The 18,836-nt window shown below is 60.2% G+C and carries 16 protein-coding genes and 1 pseudogene; 6 read left to right on the top strand and 11 right to left on the bottom strand.

What is annotated here, in order from left to right; genetic code table 11:
• The 4 genes and pseudogenes from U1A53_RS00775 to U1A53_RS00760 form a co-directional block, all read left to right on the top strand.
• Window positions 1–735 (top strand): annotated as a pseudogene (locus tag U1A53_RS00775) (IS256 family transposase); the annotation flags it as partial.
• 499 nt (window positions 736–1,234) lie between these two features.
• Window positions 1,235–1,651: a hypothetical protein gene (locus U1A53_RS00770; protein ID WP_322278280.1), complete on the top strand. Its 417-nt coding sequence runs from the start codon at window positions 1,235–1,237 to the stop codon at window positions 1,649–1,651.
• A gap of 60 nt (window positions 1,652–1,711) precedes the next feature.
• Window positions 1,712–2,269 (top strand): hypothetical protein, encoded by a 558-nt coding sequence (locus U1A53_RS00765; protein WP_322278279.1) that lies wholly within the window; start codon window positions 1,712–1,714, stop codon window positions 2,267–2,269.
• An 82-nt stretch (window positions 2,270–2,351) separates the two neighbouring features.
• Window positions 2,352–2,831: a hypothetical protein gene (locus tag U1A53_RS00760; protein ID WP_322278278.1), complete on the top strand. Its 480-nt coding sequence runs from the start codon at window positions 2,352–2,354 to the stop codon at window positions 2,829–2,831.
• Window positions 2,832–2,897: 66 nt separating this feature from the next.
• Here U1A53_RS00760 and U1A53_RS00755 read toward each other — a convergent pair whose 3' ends face one another.
• The 4 genes from U1A53_RS00755 to U1A53_RS00740 all read right to left on the bottom strand — a co-directional run bounded on the left by U1A53_RS00755 (window position 2,898) and on the right by U1A53_RS00740 (window position 9,940).
• The gene (locus U1A53_RS00755) at window positions 2,898–4,346 is read right to left on the bottom strand and encodes a Gfo/Idh/MocA family oxidoreductase (protein WP_322278277.1); all 1,449 of its coding nucleotides are present in this window, start codon (window positions 4,344–4,346) and stop codon (window positions 2,898–2,900) included.
• Between the two features lie 22 nt (window positions 4,347–4,368).
• Window positions 4,369–5,790 carry a sulfatase gene (locus tag U1A53_RS00750; RefSeq protein WP_322278276.1) on the bottom strand — a complete coding sequence of 474 codons (1,422 nt, stop codon included), beginning with the start codon at window positions 5,788–5,790 and terminating at the stop codon, window positions 4,369–4,371.
• A gap of 47 nt (window positions 5,791–5,837) precedes the next feature.
• Window positions 5,838–8,321, bottom strand: coding sequence for a glycogen/starch/alpha-glucan phosphorylase (locus U1A53_RS00745; RefSeq protein ID WP_322278274.1), 2,484 nt, complete (start codon window positions 8,319–8,321; stop codon window positions 5,838–5,840).
• Between the two features lie 74 nt (window positions 8,322–8,395).
• On the bottom strand, window positions 8,396–9,940 hold the full coding sequence (locus tag U1A53_RS00740) for a sulfatase (protein WP_322278271.1): 1,545 nt from the start codon (window positions 9,938–9,940) through the stop codon (window positions 8,396–8,398).
• A 78-nt stretch (window positions 9,941–10,018) separates the two neighbouring features.
• Here U1A53_RS00740 and U1A53_RS00735 point away from each other — a divergent pair, with 78 nt between their 5' ends.
• Window positions 10,019–11,527: a Gfo/Idh/MocA family oxidoreductase gene (locus U1A53_RS00735; protein WP_322278269.1), complete on the top strand. Its 1,509-nt coding sequence runs from the start codon at window positions 10,019–10,021 to the stop codon at window positions 11,525–11,527.
• 7 nt (window positions 11,528–11,534) lie between these two features.
• On the opposite strand, the gene U1A53_RS00730 is transcribed toward U1A53_RS00735, so the two are convergent.
• From U1A53_RS00730 to thiD, 3 genes are read right to left on the bottom strand one after another with little or no spacing between them, the layout of a single operon-like run.
• Window positions 11,535–11,744: a hypothetical protein gene (locus tag U1A53_RS00730; protein WP_322278268.1), complete on the bottom strand. Its 210-nt coding sequence runs from the start codon at window positions 11,742–11,744 to the stop codon at window positions 11,535–11,537.
• A complete protein-coding gene (locus U1A53_RS00725; protein ID WP_322278266.1) occupies window positions 11,744–12,841 on the bottom strand; it encodes a S41 family peptidase in 1,098 nt (365 codons plus the stop codon). The genes U1A53_RS00730 and U1A53_RS00725 overlap by 1 nt, the downstream gene beginning before the upstream one ends.
• Window positions 12,838–13,650 carry a bifunctional hydroxymethylpyrimidine kinase/phosphomethylpyrimidine kinase gene (gene thiD / locus U1A53_RS00720; RefSeq protein ID WP_322278264.1) on the bottom strand — a complete coding sequence of 271 codons (813 nt, stop codon included), beginning with the start codon at window positions 13,648–13,650 and terminating at the stop codon, window positions 12,838–12,840. Before thiD ends, U1A53_RS00725 begins: the two co-directional genes overlap by 4 nt.
• Before the next feature lie 83 nt (window positions 13,651–13,733).
• Here thiD and U1A53_RS00715 point away from each other — a divergent pair, with 83 nt between their 5' ends.
• On the top strand, window positions 13,734–14,114 hold the full coding sequence (locus U1A53_RS00715; RefSeq protein ID WP_322278262.1) for an ApaG domain: 381 nt from the start codon (window positions 13,734–13,736) through the stop codon (window positions 14,112–14,114).
• Between the two features lies 1 nt (window position 14,115).
• On the opposite strand, the gene U1A53_RS00710 is transcribed toward U1A53_RS00715, so the two are convergent.
• From U1A53_RS00710 to U1A53_RS00695, 4 genes are read right to left on the bottom strand one after another with little or no spacing between them, the layout of a single operon-like run.
• Window positions 14,116–14,874, bottom strand: a complete 759-nt coding sequence (locus U1A53_RS00710) for a formylglycine-generating enzyme family protein (protein WP_322278260.1) — start codon at window positions 14,872–14,874, stop codon at window positions 14,116–14,118.
• A gap of 3 nt (window positions 14,875–14,877) precedes the next feature.
• The gene (locus U1A53_RS00705; RefSeq protein WP_322278258.1) at window positions 14,878–16,896 is read right to left on the bottom strand and encodes a prolyl oligopeptidase family serine peptidase; all 2,019 of its coding nucleotides are present in this window, start codon (window positions 16,894–16,896) and stop codon (window positions 14,878–14,880) included.
• Window positions 16,897–16,921: 25 nt separating this feature from the next.
• Window positions 16,922–17,524 carry a hypothetical protein gene (locus U1A53_RS00700; protein WP_322278256.1) on the bottom strand — a complete coding sequence of 201 codons (603 nt, stop codon included), beginning with the start codon at window positions 17,522–17,524 and terminating at the stop codon, window positions 16,922–16,924.
• Window positions 17,525–17,577: 53 nt separating this feature from the next.
• Complete coding sequence (locus U1A53_RS00695; protein WP_322278254.1) at window positions 17,578–18,786, bottom strand: nucleoside monophosphate kinase; 1,209 nt, start codon at window positions 18,784–18,786, stop codon at window positions 17,578–17,580.
• Between the last annotated feature and the right edge of the window lie 50 nt (window positions 18,787–18,836).

The raw sequence follows: 18,836 nt of genomic DNA, 5'->3' as shown, positions 1-18,836 counted from the left end.
GCAGCAATACCGCATCGAGGTCAGTCCCGACTTCATCAGCAGCGTGACAGACGCCGTGCATGCCGAAGTCACCGAGTGGCAAAACCGGCCGCTGGAGAAGATGTATCCGCTCGTGTTCTTCGACGCCTTGCGCGTGCGCATCCGCGACGAAGGCGCGAAGTTCTGGCTCAAAGTCATGAACGAGCTGCGCAATCGCGGTGTGGAAGACGTGCTCATCGCGGTGGTCGATGGACTCAAAGGCTTTCCTGAGGCCATTACCGCCGTGTTCCCTGAGACCCAGGTGCAAACCTGCATCGTGCATTTGATCCGCCACAGCTTGAACTACTGCGGGTGGAACGACAAGGAGCTGGTGGCTGCCGCGCTCAAGCTGGTTTACCGCGCCGAGAGCGCGCCGATGGCACTGCGCCGGCTGGAAGAGTTTGAAGCCGGAGAATGGGGCAAAAAATATCCCACCATCGCCGCGAGCTGGCGACGAGCGTGGGAGCAAGTCATCCCGTTTTCGTCTATCCCGCCGCCGTGCGGAAGATCATCTACACGACCAACGCCATCGAGAGCCTGAACATGCAGTTGCGCAAAATCATCAAGAACCGAGGGCACTTCCCGAACGATGAAGCCGCGACCAAACTGCTGTATCTGGCCTTGCGCGACATCAGCACCAAGTGGAAGTCCATCCCGCTGAACTGGAAAGCTGCGGCCAACCAATTTGCGATCCAGTTCGGGTCGCGATTTTTTTGATTGAGCGCATGCGCTCAATCAAAAAAACAACCCAGACCAAAACATAACCAAACTCCCGAAAACACAAACTTTCGGACACGCCCGTCGGCGGTAACGTCGGCTGCCAATGCGGCAGACGGGAACCGGCGGTGCGCCATCCCGCACCCACTCTGGTTGTGGCCGTCAGGAAGCTCGGACGGCTCGTACCCATTCTGGGCGTCACCTGCGGGAGCTTTCCCACACCGGCAACCACTCTGGGCGGCACCGCACGGAGTCTCCTGCGGCATGCCACCACTATGGGTGCTGGAATGAGGAGCGGGCCTCAGGCGGCTGACACGCTGGTTTTGAGTCTGTTGAGACCTTCATCACCGAAATGGATCGTGCTGAGTTTGCCATGGTTGACAGTAGCTGAGCCGATGTGCAGCCCGAAGAGCGGTGTTTTCCAAACCACTGCAAACAATCGTCAACCACGGTCAACCACGGTCAACCAACGTCAACCTGCCCTCGGCACCGCATCGCCATGAACTGGGATGAGGGTGCCTGGGACAGCGGCACTTGGGACAGCCCGGGCGCGCCGATTTTCAACTTTCTGCCAACCAAGCAACGCAAAATCAACCATCGAACCAACACCATGAACCCAACACCCGAAGACGACGAGGTGCTCGAAGCACTCACCGAAGATCTCGCGGACGGCGCCCACGACCATGAGGTCACCGTCGGCATCAAGCAAAACACCGAGGCCGTGCTGCGCGCCGCCCTGGGCGCCGCCGTGGCGGCGAAACAACTGCACGGCGCCAAGAACGCGCTGGTGGATGAAAAATACGCCACGCTGCACACGGCGGACACGGCCGGAGAAACCGTGCTGAAAAACTGCCGCCTGCGGATGGTGAATCTCTACGGCGGACTGTACAACGCCAACTGGCAGGCGGCGGGCTGACCCAATGAATCGACCGCCATTCCGGACAGCCAGGATCAGCGCTTCAGCCTGCTCAATGGCATGAAGAATTATTTCACCACCAATCCGACGACGGAAAGCGCTGACTTGAGCGCCACGGCGGCCATCGTCGCCGCCGCGCACACCGCCATCAGCAATGCCCGCACGGCAGTGAACACGGCGGAGTTCAACAAGACCAACGCCAAGAAAACGCACAAGGACGGCTACAAGTCCCTGCGCAAGCGCGTGCGCGGCTTCATCACCGAGCTGGGCACGCTGCTGGCCGACGATGACACGCGCTATGAACTGTTTGGCCTGAACGTCCCGGCGAACCCGAGCGCGCCGGAAGGCATTCCGAGCCTGACAGCCACGGCGGCTGGCGATGGCAACCTCCACGCCCAGTGGGCCTATGCCACGCGCATGACCGGCACCCGCCTGCTGACCAAGCGCACCACCGGCGCGACGATTGATGACGACTTCATCAACTCCGGCACAGCGGATGGTCTGGAAAAGACGCTGCCTGGCTTTGTAGCGGGCGTCATCGTCCAAGTCAAAGCCATCCCCTACAACGATGGCGGCGACGGGCCCGAAAGCCCTGTGGTGCAGGTGACGGTGACATGATGCTTGTAGTTCGGGCTTTAGCCCGTTCAGGCCTTCGTCATTCGATCTCCAATCAACGGGCTAAAGCCCGAACTACGAACCCATGCCCTTCGACCCGAACATTCCTGTCGCGAACTCGCCGAACGCCTCGGCGCAGATGCGCGGCCAGTTCAACGGCCTCAAAGACCTCATCGATGCCATCCAGACGATCACGGCGGCTCAGGTGGATGCGGTGAGCACCGTTAATCCGGGCGATCCGGCGGTGGTGACACTCAACGTGGTGGACGGCACGCTTCATTTCAGCTTTGCCCTGCCGCGTGGCACCAGCGGCAGCGATGGCACTCCGGGCAGCAACGGCAGCGATGGCGGCCAGGGTCAGCAGGGAATCCAGGGCGAGCCAGGCCTGCCCGGTGCCCCCGGTGAGGTCTCGCTCCAGCAACTTACCGACGCCATCGCCACTACCAGCAGCAACAGTAACAACGTGGCCACACTGGGAATGACGGTGAACGATCCGCCGACGCAGAGCGAGGTGCAGGAGATCGCGAACAAGATCGATGAGCTGATCGTGATGCTGAGAAGATAGTAGTCCGCGAGTCTTCTCGCGGTGGAGGGACACCGATGATCTCCTCCAGCGCAGTCATGGATTCATTCAACCCAGCTTCCAGCCCTCTCTCGGCACGCGGCTGAGGAAACGGTTCGCCGCCTCGTTGTTGGTGATGCGCATGGCCTTGGCATCCCACACGATCTTGCCACCGGCGCGATGGGCGACGTTGCCGAGGTGATTGGCCTCCGTGAGCGGGCCGGCGTAGCTGAAGGGGCTGCCGGTGGGTGTGCCGTTCTTGATGGCGGCCAAAAACTCGGCGTGATGGCCGGGGGAGTCGGCGATGAAGGGCTTCGGACGCTGGAAGTCTTTGAAGTCGGCCTCGGGCAGCAGGATGTGTTTGCCGTAGTCGGAGAGCAGCATGCCTTTGTCGCCGATGAAGAGCACGCCGCTGTTCCACTTGCTGATGAAGGGATCGTTCTTCCACGCGTCTGGTTTGCTCGATCCTTGATGCCAGTGAACCTTGCACGCGGGCATGTCGCCACGCGGGCCGTATTCGTAAACAGCATGCATGGACGCTGGAGCGATCTCCGGGTGCGGCTCGGGCCCGAAGGCTTCGACGCTGAGCGGTGCGTCGAGTTTCAGTGCCCAGAACGGCAGGTCGTTCCAATGGCTGCCGAGGTCGGACATGGTGCCGTTGCCGAAGTCCCACCAGCGATACCACTTCGGGCCGGGAAAATAGACGCTGTTGTAGGGACGCATCGGCGCGGGGCCGATCCACAGGTCCCAATCAAGATAGGGCGGCGGTGTTTCGGCGACGGTGGGCCGTTCGGTCACGAACACAATGTCGCCGTTCTTCTCGGCATCCTCCTTGCTCTGCAAACCCCAGGCACGTGACACGCACACATGCGCCTCGGTCACTTTGCCAATCGCGCCACTTTGAATCAGCTCGACGACGCGGCGGTAATTCGGCATGCCGTGGATCTGCGTGCCCATCTGCGTCACCACACCAGCCCTGGCGGCAGCTTCCGTGATCAATCGAGCTTCGGCGACGTTGTGCGTGAGCGGTTTTTCGCAATAGACCGGCTTCTTCATCAGCAGCGCGGGCAAGGTGGCATAGGCGTGCGTGTGCTCGGTGCTGCTGATGACGACGGCATCGATCTCGGACGCGCTGAGTTCATCATAGAGCTTGCGGAAGTCGCGGAACTTCCGCGCTTTTGGAAATGCAGCGCCTGCGCGGTCGAGGTTCTCACCATTCACATCGCACAGCGCGATCACATTCTCACGCGGCTCGAGCGGGGGCGGCGGTTGTGCGCCCGCATCGGCCTTTGGGGCGTCTTTCTTCGCGTTGTTGCCGCGTGGCGGTGTGTAAAGCGGGATGCCGGTCAGATCCTTGATGTTTCCCGCGCCACGGCCACCGACGCCGATGAAGACGAGGTTCAGTTTGGCATTCGGCGAACGTGAGCTGACGATGGCGGGAAATCCGAACGCGGCGGCTGCGGTGGCGCTGCGGGTGATGAACTGACGGCGGGAGGAAAGGGGCTGGCTGGCACTCATGGTTGCCAGCGAATACGAAAGCTTACGCTTTCTTCTTCCCACCCGCTTTCTTTGGTTCGTTGAGCGGCTTGTCAGGATCGTACTTCGGATTGCGCTCGGGAATCTGTGCGCCGGTGTCTTTAAGCCAGGCGTCCAGCTTGTCGCGGAGTTGCAGTGCGCGCACGGAGTCATGCGGGGCACGGTTGTCGTTCTCACCGGCGTCGAGTTTGAGATTGTAGAGCTCGGCGTGATTGTCCTCATGGAACAGGATGAGCTTCCAGTCGCCCTCGCGAATGGCGCTGTAAGGCACGGCGCTGCCGGGATGGTAATGCGGGTAGTGCCAGTAGATCGCCTCACGCTTGAGCGTGCCCGTTTCGGTGAGCAAAGGCATGAGTGACTCGCCATCGACGATCTGTTTCTCCTTGAGCGGTGTCTGTGTGGCTTCGAGCAGCGTTGGAACGTGATCGTAAGTGATGACCGGCACATCGCAGGTGCTGCCGGGCTTCACCTTGCCGGGCCAGGAGACGATGAGCGGGATGTGGACGCCGCCTTCATACGCGCTGCCTTTGCCGAGGCGTGCGGGGCTGTTGTCGGTGGGGCCGTGTGACCAGCCTTCCGGACGCACGAGTTGGCTCAATCCGCCGTTGTCGCTGGTGAAGATGAAAAGCGTGTTCTCGGCGAGGTTGAGTTCCTTCAATTTCGCCCGCAGCGTGCCCACGCTGTCGTCCACGCTCTCGACGAGCGCCGCGTAAACCGGATTGCTGTGTCCGCCGGCCGCTTTTTTGGCCTGATACTTCGCCACGACTTCCGGTTTGCCCATGATCGGTGTGTGGACGGCGTAGTGCGGCAGATAGACGAAGAAGGGCTTCGCCTTGTTCTTCTCGATGAACTTCACTGCTTCGCTCGTCAGCCGGTCGGTGAGAAACTCGTCCTGCGGGCCATCGGGCAGCGTGGGCGTGTTGTAGGGCGAAAAGTAGCTCTTCGGTGATCCGCCGTGCGTGCCGCCTATGTTCACATCAAAGCCCTGCTTCGTCGGATAGAACTCCTCATTGCCGAGATGCCACTTGCCGATGCTCGCGGTGGCATAGCCGCGTGTTTTGAGCCGCTCGGCGATGGTTTCCTCCTCCAGCGGCAATTGCATCGTCCAGTTCGGAATGACGAGTCGGCCATTGTCCGGCACATGCCCGGCGATCCAGTCGGTGATGTGCAGCCGGGCAGGGGATTTGCCCGTCATCATCGCCGCACGCGTCGGCGAGCAGACGGTGCAGGCTGAATACGCCTGCGTGAAGCGCATGCCATCCTTCGCGAGCTGGTCGATGTGCGGCGTCTCGTAGTATTTGGAGCCGTAGCAGCCAAGATCGGTCCAGCCCATGTCGTCGATGAGCATGACGATGATGTTGGGAGGCGAATCGGCGGCTTGTAGAAAGCCCGCTGAAAGTACGGAAAAGAGTATGGAACGGAACATGGCAGGTTGGTAGCTACCTTGATGGACACCAAAATCTTCTTCTCAACCTAAATCGTCACCGGCTTCACTTTCCAAATCTCCTCACAGTATTCGCGGATGGAGCGGTCGGAGGAGAAGTAGCCCATGCGTGCGACGTTGAGGATCGACATGCGGGTCCAGCTTTTCGTGTCTTGGTAGGCGGCGGAAACGTGGTCCTGGCAGGCGACGTAGGCGGCGTAATCGGCGAAGAGCAGGTAGTCATCGCGCTGAAGCAGCGAGTTGACGAGAGGATGGAAGCGATCGGGCTGGTCGGGGGAGAAGAAGCCGTCGCGAATCTGCTCGATCACCTCGCGCAGTTCGTCGTTCGAGGCGCAGTATTCCCACGGGCGGTAACCGTGTGCCTTGGTCTGTGCGACTTCTGCTTCGGTGAGGCCGAACAGGAAGAAATTTTCCTCGCCGACCTGCTCGCGGATTTCGACGTTGGCGCCGTCGAGCGTGCCAATCGTCAGAGCGCCGTTGAGGGCGAACTTCATGTTGCCGGTGCCGGAGGCTTCCTTGCCGGCGGTGGAGATCTGCTCGGACAAATCGGCCGCCGGGTAGATGTGCTGGGCGTTCTTCACGTTGAAGTTCGGGAAGAAGGCCACCTTGATCTGATCCCGCACGGCAGGATCGTGGTTCACCACCTCGGCGATGGAATTGATGAGCTTGATGATGAGCTTGGCCATGTGATAGCCCGGCGCGGCCTTGCCGCCGAAGACAAACGTCCGTGGCGCGATCTTGAGCGCAGGATTGCGGCGCAGGCGGTTGTAGAGCGTGATGATGAACAGAGCGTTGAGGTGCTGGCGCTTGTATTCGTGCAGGCGCTTGACCTGGATGTCGAACAGCGTGTCTGGATTGACCGTGATGCCGGAGCGTTCCTTCAGCAGCGCGGCAAGACGGCGTTTGTTCTCCAGCTTCACGTCGCGCCATTCACGGCAGAACTGGGCGTCATCGGCGAATTTTTCGAGGTTCTTCAGCTCATCGAGGTTTTTGACCCAGCCGGGGCCGATGCTGCGGCTGATGAGCGAGGCGAGGCCGGGATTGCTCAGCAGCATGAAGCGGCGCGGCGTGACGCCGTTGGTCTTGTTCTGGAATTTTTCCGGCGAGAAGTCGTGGAAGTCACTCAGCACGCCTTCTTTGAGCAGATCGCTGTGCAGGCGGGCCACGCCATTGATGGCGCTGCTGCCCACACAGGCGAGATTGGCCATGCGCACGTAGCGCTCGCCGCCTTCGTCGATCAGCGACATGCGTGAAATGCGGTCATCATCACCGGGGAAGCGGAGCCGCACTTCATCCAGGAAGCGGCGGTTGATTTCATAAATGATCTCCAGATGCCGTGGCAGCACGCTGGAAAACAGCGGCACGCCCCAGCGCTCCAGCGCTTCCGGCAGCAGGGTGTGATTCGTGTAGCCGAAGGTTTTGCGTGTGATTTCCCACGCGGGTTCCCACGGCATGCAATGCTCGTCCACCAGCAGCCGCATCAATTCGGCGACGGCGATGGCGGGGTGCGTGTCGTTCAACTGCACGCAGAATTTATCGTGGAACAAGTCCAGCCTCTTGTTGCGCTGGAAATAGAGCCGCAGCATGTCCTGCAAGGCGCAGGAGACGAAGAAGAACTGCTGCTGCAGGCGCAGGCGTTTGCCCTGGAGAGACTCGTCGTTCGGATAGAGCACCTTGGTGATGTTTTCCGAGGACATCTTCTTCATGACGGCGCGGTAATAGTCGCCTTGGTTGAACGCGGCGAAGTCAAAGGACTCGGCGGCCTCGGCCTTCCACAGGCGCAGCAGATTCACCGTGTTCACCTGATAACCCGGCACCGGCATGTCATAGGCGGTGCCACACACCAGCTCGTCAGGAATCCAACGCACGCGATAGGCGCCGTTTTCTTCGTAGCTTTCGGTGTGGCCGCCAAATTTCACCTCATGCACGATTTCGGGTCGTGCGATTTCCCAGGGATTGCCGAATCGCAGCCACTTGTCGGTCATCTCCACCTGCCAGCCGTTGCGGATCTTTTGCTCAAAGATGCCAAACTCATAGCGGATGCCGTAGCCGATGGAGGGCACTTCCAATGTCGCCAGCGAATCGAGGTAGCAGGCCGCCAACCGTCCAAGTCCACCGTTTCCCAGCCCCGGCTCCTCCTCATGCTCGATCAAATCGTCCAGATTCAAGCCGAGCGACTGCATTGCCTGCCGCACCTGGCTCTCGATGCCGAGATTGATGAGATTATTGCCAAGCTGCGGCCCCATCAGGAACTCCGCCGAGAGATAGCACACCGTGCGGCTCTGGCGGTCCATGTAAGTCTGGGCGCTCTTGATCCAGCGCCGCAAGAGACGGTCGCGCACGGTGTAGGCGAGGGCGAGATAGTTGTCATTGCGAGAGGCAATGGCCGGGAACCTCCCGAGCAGGTAATTCAAATTATCCTGGAATGCGTCAGCGATCTGGGCCGGGTCCAGACCTGTGCGCGTGGTATCTGTTTGACGAGGAAGACCGGCGGGACTGGTTTCCTGTTTCATGGTTGGGCCACGATGCTGAGTCTCCGGTCATGGAGTGTCAATCCTCGAATTTTCAGCAAATGCCAGATGCGAAGTTAGCGGATCTTCGCGTCCGGCAGCTCGCTCTTCACGCCTTCGTCCATTGGCATCTTGTCAGTGTCGGCGTTCAAGCCTGTGGCGAGCATGAGTTTGGCGAGTTCGGCCTTCAACTCGGTGATGGTACCAGACAGCTTCGGATCATGGATCAGATTTTTGGTTTCACCGGGGTCGTTCTTGAGATCATAAAACTCAGCCATGTGCTTGTCGGGGGAGCCGTCGCCATGCGGATATTGGATGTATTTCCAGCGGTCGGTGCGCACTGCTCGGACGTTCGGAGTGTAGGGAAACTGCTTTTCGTAGTTGTAGTGGTAGAACCAGCTCGTGCGCCAGTTGGCGTCGCCGCCTTGCATGAGCTTGACCCAGGACTGGCCGTGGATTTTTTCCAAGGCGGGTGCGCCGCAGAGTTCGAGCAGGCTGGGGGCCATATCGACGGTGAGCACCTGCTTCTCGATGGTCTTCGCTTCCTTGGTGAGCTGCGGAGCGCGCACGACGAGCGGGATGCGCAGGCTGGCTTCGTGCGCGGTGCGTTTGTCCACCATGCCGTGTTCGCCTTCGAGCAGGCCGTTGTCGCCCATGAAGACGATGATGGTGTTGTCGAGCTGCTTCGTTTCTTCGAGCCACTGGCGGATTCGGCCCACGCTGTCATCGACGCTCAAGACGGTGCCCCAGTAGCCGTGTACCATGTTTTCAAAATCCTTCACGGCCTCAGGGCGGTCATCGGGGAATTTTTTCCGCCACTCGAAGAGCGGGCCGTAGATGCCGTGCCAGGTGTGCAGGCGCTGCTTCATCCATGCGGGCTTGTCATCGAGCTGGAAGGCCGTTGCGGGGTAGGGGACGCGCACGTCATCAAATGTGTGCTCGTACTTCGGCTCCGGCGTGTAGAAGCTGTGCGGGGCTTTGTGGCCGATGAAGGCGCACCACGGTTTGTCAGTGCTTTGCTGCTTGAGCCAGTCCATCGCCAGATCGGTGACGACGGTGGTGTAGTAGCCTTTGATGACCTTGCGTTCCTTGCCGTGGAGGCTCCACTCGGTGTCGAAGTATTTGCCCTGGCCCTTGTGCGTCACGAACCTGTCGAAACCGGGGCGCGGATCGTCGTTGTCCTCGCTCATGTGATATTTGCCGAAATAGGCGGTGGCGTAGCCGGCATCATGCAGCAGGCCGGGGAAGCTGGGCATGCTGGTGGGATACTCAGTGAAGTTATTGGTGACGCCGTGCGCGTGCGCGTAGAGACCGCTGAGGATCGAGGCACGACTCGGTGAGCAGAGCGAGGTGGTGCAGAAGGTATTCGCAAAGCGCACGCCTTCACTGGCGAGGCGGTCGATGTGCGGGGTTTTGACGTGTTTGGAGCCGTAGCAGCCGAGCGCATCGGGACGGAGGTCGTCGCAGAGGATGAACAGGACATTTGGCTTCGCCAACAATGACGAATGCAGAGTCAAGCAAAGCGAGCCAGCCAGCACCGCGAAGCGTGTGCTGCTCCGAAGGAGTGAGCGAAGCGAAGCAATGATGAATGACGAAAGCAGGAGGGCTAGGAGGCGAGTCATGGCGGGTGCTAACGCAGAAACTGCATTCGATTTGTCAAAAAGGAAAGGCTGCGGTGCTTGCTGCGTTTTGTTCACACCATGACCAACCGCCGCTCCTTCCTCAAACAGTCCGCTGCCGCTTCCACCGGCGTTTTCTACATCGCCAAAACCTCCTGGGCGCAGAAAAGTCCGGGTGATACCATGAACGTCGCCGTCATCGGCTTTGGCGGTCGCGGCAGTTCACACATCGGCGGCTACAAGAAACTCAAGGACGACGGCGTGCGCGTTGCGGCGTTGTGTGATGTCGATAGCAAGGTGCTCGGCAAGGGAGTGGAGTCTTTCGACAAGGAAAAACTCAAGGTCACCGGCTACACTGATCTGCGGAAGCTGCTGGAGAACAAAGACATCGACGCCGTGAGCATCGCCACGCCGAACCACTGGCATGCACTGGCATCCATCTGGGCGATCCAGGCGGGCAAGGATGTGTACGTCGAAAAACCGGTGTCGCATTGCGTGTGGGAGGGCCGTCAGATCGTCAAGGCGGCGCGCAAGTACTCGAAGATCGTGCAGACCGGCACGCAGTCGCGCTCTAGCCAAAAAGGCATTGGTGAAGCGGTCAAGTTTGTGCAGGCGGGCAATCTCGGCAAAATCCTCGTCTCGCGCGGCCTGTGCTACAAGAGCCGCAAGAGCATCGGCACGGCTGGCGGCGAGCAGCCGGTGCCTGATTCTATCGAATACGATCTCTGGTGCGGTCCCGGCCCGAAGCTGCCGCTCACGCGCAAGAAGCTGCACTATGACTGGCACTGGACTTGGGCTTATGGCAACGGCGACCTCGGCAACCAGGGCATCCATCAGATGGACATCGCGCGCTGGTTCCTCGGCGAGATGGAACTGGCGCCCAGCGTGTGGAGCGTCGGCGGTCGTCTCGGTTACGAAGATGATGGCGAAACCGCGAACACGCAGATCATCTACCACGGCTATGAAAAGGCGCCGCTCATCTTTGAAGTGCGCGGCCTGTCCGAATCCAAGGAGGGCAAGAACATGGACAAGCTCATGCAGACGAGCAAAGGCGTGAAATTCCAGCCGACTCCGGGCAAGGACGGGAAAGAAGGGGTGACTGGCGCGGGCGTGGGCGTCATCATCGAATGCGAAGGCGGCACCGTGGTGGTGCCGAACTACTCCGGGGCCATCGTGTTCGACAAAGAGGGCAAGGAGATGAAGAAGTTCGAAGGGGCCGACGATCACTTCAAAAACTTCATCAACGCCTGCCGCAGTCGCCGCGTGGAAGATTTGAATGCCGACATTCTCGAAGGCCATCTTTCCAGCGCTCTGTGCCACACCGGCAACATCAGCCATCGCCTTGGTGCGAAGGAGGCGCCTGACGCGATCCTGGAGAAAATCAAAGGCGACAAGCTCGGCGCCGAGTCCTTCGAGCGCATGAAGGAGCATCTGGCGAAGAACGAGATCGATCTGAGCAAAGAAATGCTCACTCTCGGTCCCGTGCTCAAGATGGATGGCAAAACCGAGCGCTTCATCGACCACGAAGCCGCGAACGCGATGCTGAAGGACAAGTATCGCGAGCCGTTCGTCGTGCCTGAGGAGGTGTGAACCTGCCTCACTGCACGCCCAGCAGCTCCCCATACGAGAAGTCAGACACACGCATGCGCACGCGCACGGTGGCGCCTTCCTGTAGCGGGAAGTCATGCTGGCCTTTGCCGATGAAACCCCAGATCTCTTTGCCATTGGGCAAAAGGGCGTGGCAGTTGCGAGAGTCGATGACCTCCCGGATCGTGGCCACTGTTTCGATTTGATCGGGAATCTCCATCACTTCGTCACGGGGATGGCACGGCGGGCGGGTGTTTCGCCGCTGGCAGGCGCTTTGCGTTTCCAGTCGATCTTGGCCGATTGAAAGAAGGTGCGGGTCGTGATGAGGTCCACGGCACGTTGCAGCACGGCATCCTGCGGTTTGGGTTGGTCTTCAGGCAATGACTGTCCGGCGGAACGGCGGATGTAGGAATCGAGCTCGGGATTTGCATTGGCGACGAGGGCGGCCTCGTTGAAACGGGCACGTGGCTTGTCGGTGATGGCGTTTTTGACGCTCGCGTCTTCGGTGGATTGGAACACCACGCGTTTGGTTGCTGTGGGCAGGTAAACGGCAAAATCAGGTTGAAGGCCTTTTTTGAAGACGGAACTGTCATCGGCCAGCAGAACCTCGGCGCGGGCGAAACGCAGCGACCATTCGGCATCCACCGGCACAGTTTCGTAGCGCACGGCACCACCACGGGTCGGAGCGCCGATCAAGAGCGCCTGTTTGCGCTGGCGTAGCACGGCGGCGATCGTTTCGCCGAGGTTGTTGGTTTCATCATCGACGAGCACGAGCAGCGACTGCGACCACACCGGTTCGCGGGCGTTGGTTTCGGTCTCGGACGTGGTCTGGCCCATCTGTTTCATTTTGAAGAGCACTTCTCCCTTCGGCACGAGCAGACTCAGCAGATCCGCCGCATCATCGAAATCGCCCGGTGGTGCCGGTGTGCGCAGGTCGAGGATGAGGTGCTCGACCTTCGCCTCCACAAACGCACGCAGGTGCTTCTCCACCTCGGCTGTTTCACGTTCGGTGATCTCACGCGGCCGCAGATAGGCGATTTGAGGCGTGATCAATTCGGTCTGCACACCGGTGAGCGCACCCGGCTTGGCTCCGTTGACGCGTGGCACCAGCTCAGCGCCGAAATCGAGGCGTTCGAGCAGACCGGAGAGCGCGGCACGGTTCAACACGTCGAAGGTCAGATCGCTGCTGCGGATGTACTCCTTCTGCAGGATGCGAAACGCCGTCTGGATGCCCGCCTGGCTGATGTCCTTCGTCTCCGTGCCGCTGGCGGCGAACATGGAGGAGGTGAAGGTCAGGATGATTGCGAGTCGTCTCATGCGCCGGTCTGTTGCAGATGATTGAGAGCATGTACGATGCCCGCGCCAGCACTTTGCCACATGAAATGCTGCGCGATGGCCCGGCTGACGAACTGCTTGGCCTTCGCCACGGCTTCATTCAAAGGAAGATCATGCGCGAGGCCGGTGGCGATGGCGGCGGAAAAAGTGCAGCCCGTGCCGTGCGTGTGAACGCCTGCGGTGCGCGGTGCGATATGCCAGGAGAGGTTGTTTTGATGACAGAGCACGTCGGCGGCATCACCCCGCAGATGGCCGCCTTTGACGAGCACAGCAGTGCCAAAGCGGGTGCTCAGTTCGCGGGCACAGGCTTCCATGTCTTCGAGGCTGGCGACTTCGCGATCCCACAACACGCGCGCTTCATCCATGTTTGGCGTGATCAAGGTCGCGAGCGGCAGCAGTTCATCGACGAGCGTGCGAACCGCCTCGTCTTCGAGCAAACGCCCGCCGCTGGTGGCCACCATGACGGGATCGACCACCAGTGGGATGCGGCCATGGGCGAGCTGTTTCCACGTTTCGGCCACGGCATGCACCTGCTCACGCCCGCCAAGCATGCCGGTTTTTGCTGCGGCGACGGGAAAGCCGCCAAACAGCACGCGGATTTGATCCACGATGAATTCCGCGTCCAAAAGCCGCACCTGGGAGACGATGCCGGGCGTCTCCGAGACCACGCTGGTCAGCGCGTTCAAACCGTAGCCGCCCAAGGCCGAAATGGCCTTCAAATCTGCCTGTACACCCGCACCGCAGGAGGAATCGGAGCCTGCGATGGTGAGAACGACGGGAGGGGCGGCCATGGTGGGAGTGGGCGATGGTAGGAGCCGGGGAGCTTTTTGCAAACCCGGCTTGTGGCGGCGGCGCGATGAATTAGACTTCACGCATGAATTTCGACCCGCTGCCTGGACTCACAGTCACGGTGGACAGCATTGCCTACGATCCCACGCGACCTGCTCCGCCTGATCGTCCACACCCGTTTGTGTATCACGTTTCGATCCACAACGACTCGGAGGAAACCGTGCGCATCTTTGGCCGGAAGTGGATCGTGCGCGACACGGATGGTGACACGATGGTCGTCGAGGGAGACGGCGTCGTCGGCCAGTTCCCGAATCTCTCGCCCGGCGAAACGTTCAGCTACAACTCCTATCACGTCATCAAAGTGGAAAGCACGGCCACTGGCTCCTTCTTTGGCACCACGCCCGATGGTCGCCGCGTCTGCACGCGCATCCCGCCGTTCGAGATGCAGCCGCCGCTGATGGTTTGAGTCATTCCTTCTCGCACACGATGCGGAAACCGACGCTGTCGAGGCGCACGTTGTAGGGATCGGGACCGCGAAACGAGGCCAGTAGGCGCTTTTCCCCACCCGTGCGGAAAGCTCCGCCACGCACGATGCGCAGCGTGTTGTTGGGAGGATCATACCAGTCTTCGACCCATTCCCAGACGTTGCCGGCAAAGTCGAACAAGCCGTTCGCATCCGCTGGATAACTGCCCACGGGCGCGGTGTCGGCGTGACCGTCATCCATCTCCAGCCATTTCGCATCGTAGCTGGCGCGGTACTTTTTGCCGAAGGCCTCGTCGCAGAAGTTGCCGACGTCTTTGGCAAGTGGTCGCGGACCCCAATGAAACACACCGGTGCTCGGTGGCTGCTGGTTCGGTGCCACATCAGGCTTTTCGCTCAATCCGGCCAGCGCGCTCCATTCGCGGTCGGTGAGCAGGCGATACTTGCGGCCTTCCTTTTTGCCCAGCCATTCGCAGAATGCCTGCGCATCCTGCCAGCTCACGTTGATGGCAGGATGATCGTCCGCCTGCGGGAAGTCGGGCTTCTTCCATTCGACATTCGTTGCTGCGGCGAAGGGCTGGTAGTCCTTCACCCGTGTTTCATAGCGGCAGACCAGCGCGTTGATGCTCGCGACGCGCACAAACGGCATCTCCAGGCTGTTTGTGAACGCTGTTTCGACCTTGGGCGACTGCGCACTTGCACCAAAAGCCCAAAGCAGTGTGAGGATGAGAAGCGTTTGCTTCATGGCTTACTTTTTCACCGGCTGCGGCTTCCACTCCCAGCTTTCACCGAAGAAGCCGGCATCGCTGATGCCGCCGGGACCCTGGCTGTTCTTGGGCTTGGTGAGGTCAATCACGGCCCAGTCCGGCAGCTTGGCCACTTGGCGGGCGTTGTTGAGGTAATCGTATTCGCGGTAGGTGAAGCCGCTGTTGATCACGACATACTTCATGGGATTGAGCGGATTGGGGAAGATCAAGACAGGCGCGTTGGTTGTGGCGTCATAGGTTTTGCCGTTGGCGACGAGTTTGTCTTTGGACCACTGAATCGGCAGCTTGTCGGCGATCTTGGCGAGAACCGCATTGCTCTGCGGGTCACCCCACAGCACGAGGTTGTTGGCGGCAATGTCAGCATCGCTGATGGCGGTGTCGTCTTTGACCGGTGCATCGCCACGGAACTGCCTGCGCCATTCAAACTGGGCGCGTTCCAGCTCAGCCTTGGCCCAGGCATCGACTTTCTCGCTCCAGCCGGGCTTCGATGGTTTCACGAACAGGAACTTGTCCATGAAGGCGTCGTCGATCGGCCCTTGCAGGCCATGCTTCTTCACGAGTTTGCCTGCATCCTCGTCGCCGAGGGTTTGTGTCCATTTGCCGCCCTTCATCTGGAAATGCACGAGCCATGAGCGGTCGATCTTTGGACGGGTGACTTCGAGCAGTTGGCCATCAATGCTGACGGTGGGCTTGTAGAGCAGGGACAGCGGACAATGGCCGGAAGGCATGTCGAGGGTGAAGGCGCTGATGTTTTGCAGCTTGATGGTGACCTCGGACGTGCCGGTGATGCGTGCGTGGATTCGGCCGCGCACCCAATGCTCCTGCAAGGCATCGACCGTGACCCAGAACATGCGGTTGTAGCGCAGGAACCACGTCGAGAGATGGATTTCCTTTGGCGCACGGTTGCGGCCGATGGAGGCGATGGCGGCCAGACGGCGCTCGATTTCGATCAGCGAGTCAGGATGAATCTTGTGCGCTGTCTGCGGGCCGATGATGTGCAGCAGATCGACGTTTTCACCACGCAGCGCCTTCTCCATGGCATCCGCTGCCTGCTTCTGTTTGTCGATCTCGCCGCTGTAGGCTACGGTGGGGCAGTTTTCGAGGTTCAGCGCATTGTCAGTCGCGTTATACCAGTGCCAGAGCTTCTGCTGATACCACGGCGCACCGCTCACATCTTCGTTCTGGAAGCCGCCGAGAAACTCCGGTGTCTCGGAGAAGCCAGCGCCTGGATTCGCGGCGCACCACTTGTCGGCATAATTCACCGCAAACTGCCAAGCAGCGGCACCGCCCATGCTGAAACCACGCACGATGACGCGGTCTTCGTCGATGGCATAGAACTTGGAGGCGTGATCGATGGCTTCGATCAAATCGATCTCACCGGCAAACTTGTTCGCGCAGCAGTAGCGACCATAGGGATGCAGCACGAGAGCACCTTTCGGCGCGATCTGGCCGGTTTGTTTGCGACGTTGATCGAGGAAGGCCAGTTCGCTGAGCGTTTCACCGCGTCCATGGCACCACGCATCGAGACGCACGGGCGCTCCGACGTAACTCTCAGGAATCACCATGCCGTAAGGCTGCACGGAGCCGTCGATCCTCGAGCGATAGCCGCGCACGACGAGACCCTTCTGCTTTGTCCATGGCGTCTGGCCGGTTTTGAACTGCTCCGCACGCTGCAAGCCTTCTGCGATCAATTCATCGGCGCTTTTTAGCTCCTGGAGCTTGTGAACTTCGTTGTAGCGCAGCGCCCAATCGACCGCCTTGTGATAAATCTCGAGGTCGGGCAGCAGATCGGCGAGCTGTGGGTTCTTCACCTGCGCTTTGGCAGCGTCATCAATGGCGGCGCGAAGTTTTTTCAAACCTTCCGTGAGTCGAGCGCGATCCGCATCAGGAACGGCAACGCCGGGAGGCGGAATCGGCCGCACGTCGGCGATTTGATTGTCCTTGGGGCCGTCGGCGAGTGCGGAGCTGACAGCAATGAGAGTGAGGAAAAGACGCTTCATGGTTGGAGAAGAAGGTGGGAAAAAACTATTTCTTGCGGGACGTTTTGGGTTTCGCGGCGGAGAGCAGCGGCACGGTGTGTACCTCAAACGGAGCGGCGGTGGCACTGTCGAATTCGGCGGCGGCTTCGAGGCCGATGCGGGCGATTTCCTCGGCGGTTTTGCACTTGTCATACGCGGCCTGCATGGCGCCGAGCGCGTAGTCGCGGCCCGAGCCTGCTGCCCAGAATTTGTGGAACTGCTGCGCGGAACGATATGAATAAAGCGCGAAGATGCCGTGCGGGTTTGCGGCGAGGCCATAGAACTGTGTTGTCTCATATTCCTCACCCTTGTCAGGCATCGAGGCCATGAAGTACTCGGCTTTGAGCCACGCATGCGCATGACGGAAGGTCTCGAAGATGGCCTCGCAGGACGAGAAATTGCGCGGGCGCTCGGGATTGGCGAAGTAGCTGTTCATCACCACGAGACTCGCCGAGGTGCCGGTGAGACCGATGAAGGTATCGCCGATCTTGGTGATCTTGGTTTTGTTCACGACATGCTGGGCTTTTTGACGCAGCGAGCCGAGACAACTGAGCGTGTCAGCGCCGACACAGGCGACGCCGTTTTTCTGGGTGACAACGATGGTGGACATGAGGCGTGATGAGTAGAGGGCGCGAAGGAATCACGCAACCTGCAAACACCACGCTATCCGCGACGAATCTCCGAGCCCTTGAAGCGGATGCTGAAGCGGAAGACCTTCTTCTTGCGGCACTGGATCTGGCCGGTCTGCAGGTCAAACAGCTCCGGGATCTCAATGCGGTGCAGGTCCGCCGTCGCATGGAAGCCGCGCTCGGAGAAGATGTCGATCAGGATGGCGAGCGCTTCAGGGTCGTGGAAGAGCTTGTTCTCTGAGTTGATGTCCGCACGGCCGGAGATGGCGTGACGCACGATGATGGGCATCATCTTCGTCTCGATGAAACTGACCACGTCCTGCATGAGTTCGGGCTTCTCCACCTTGTAGGCATCCAGACGGCGAACGAGATCCTGACGGGCGTGGCGGATGATCTCGCTGGCCAGTGGCAGTTTGCGCAGCAGGTCGAAGGTGCGCGGGTCGAGTTCCAGCGAGCTTTGATACTCCAGCTCCTTGACGATGTTTTCCTGCACCAGCTCCAGCGGGGCCTGGGCGTTGATGAAGTGGTAGTGGAAGAGCGATTTCAGCGAGACGAGCGCGTCGTAGGTCTTCTCTTTGAAGACCTTGTAGCGATTCCGCGCCAGCGCCGGGTCGAAGTCAGTGGCACGCTCTTCCCAAAGCTCGCCGAGGCCTGAACTGCGCACCTCCGCATTGTGCGCGAGCACCTCCTGGCCGCGCTTGAGCTGGCGCGCGATGCTTTCGGTCTCATCGACAAAGAGCACCATGATATGGAAAATGGGCTGCTTGAAGTGCGCGGCCTCGGGTGTGTCGGAGAAATCGCGGCGCAGGCGCATCATTTCATCGAAGAGCATCTTGAGGCACTCCACCTGCACCTTGGTGCGCGGGAAGCCGTCGAGGATCGCGCCGTTCTGCTGCTCGGGTTCGAGCAGCTTGCGAATGAGGATGCCCACCACCTCACGGTCGCCCACCATGCCACCCTGCGACTTCAGCTTCTGCGCTTCGGGGCTGTCGAGCAGGGCGCTGACCACGATCGGCTGGGCCGTGATGCCGCGCAGCTCGCGGATGAAGTCGGTGTTCGTGCCTTTGCCCGCACCCGGTGCTCCGCCCAGCAGGATCAGCTCCTTTGGGAAGCGCAGGTTCTCGCGGCCGTAATCCGCTTCGAGCTGTTTCCAAACGTGGTTGAAGATGAGCTGGGCATCTTTGATCTCCAAGTCCGCCGGTGCGGCGGGTTTGGGGGCGGTTTCAGGCGTGGCGGGCTGCATGGGAAGGGGAAGGCTTATCGACTGCCGGGACCGCATGTCAAATACCAGCC

Source organism: Prosthecobacter sp., assembly GCF_034366625.1.
Lineage (GTDB): Bacteria > Verrucomicrobiota > Verrucomicrobiia > Verrucomicrobiales > Verrucomicrobiaceae > Prosthecobacter.
Note: the sequence above shows the minus strand (reverse complement) of the source record. Positions and strands in the feature narration are given on the sequence as shown.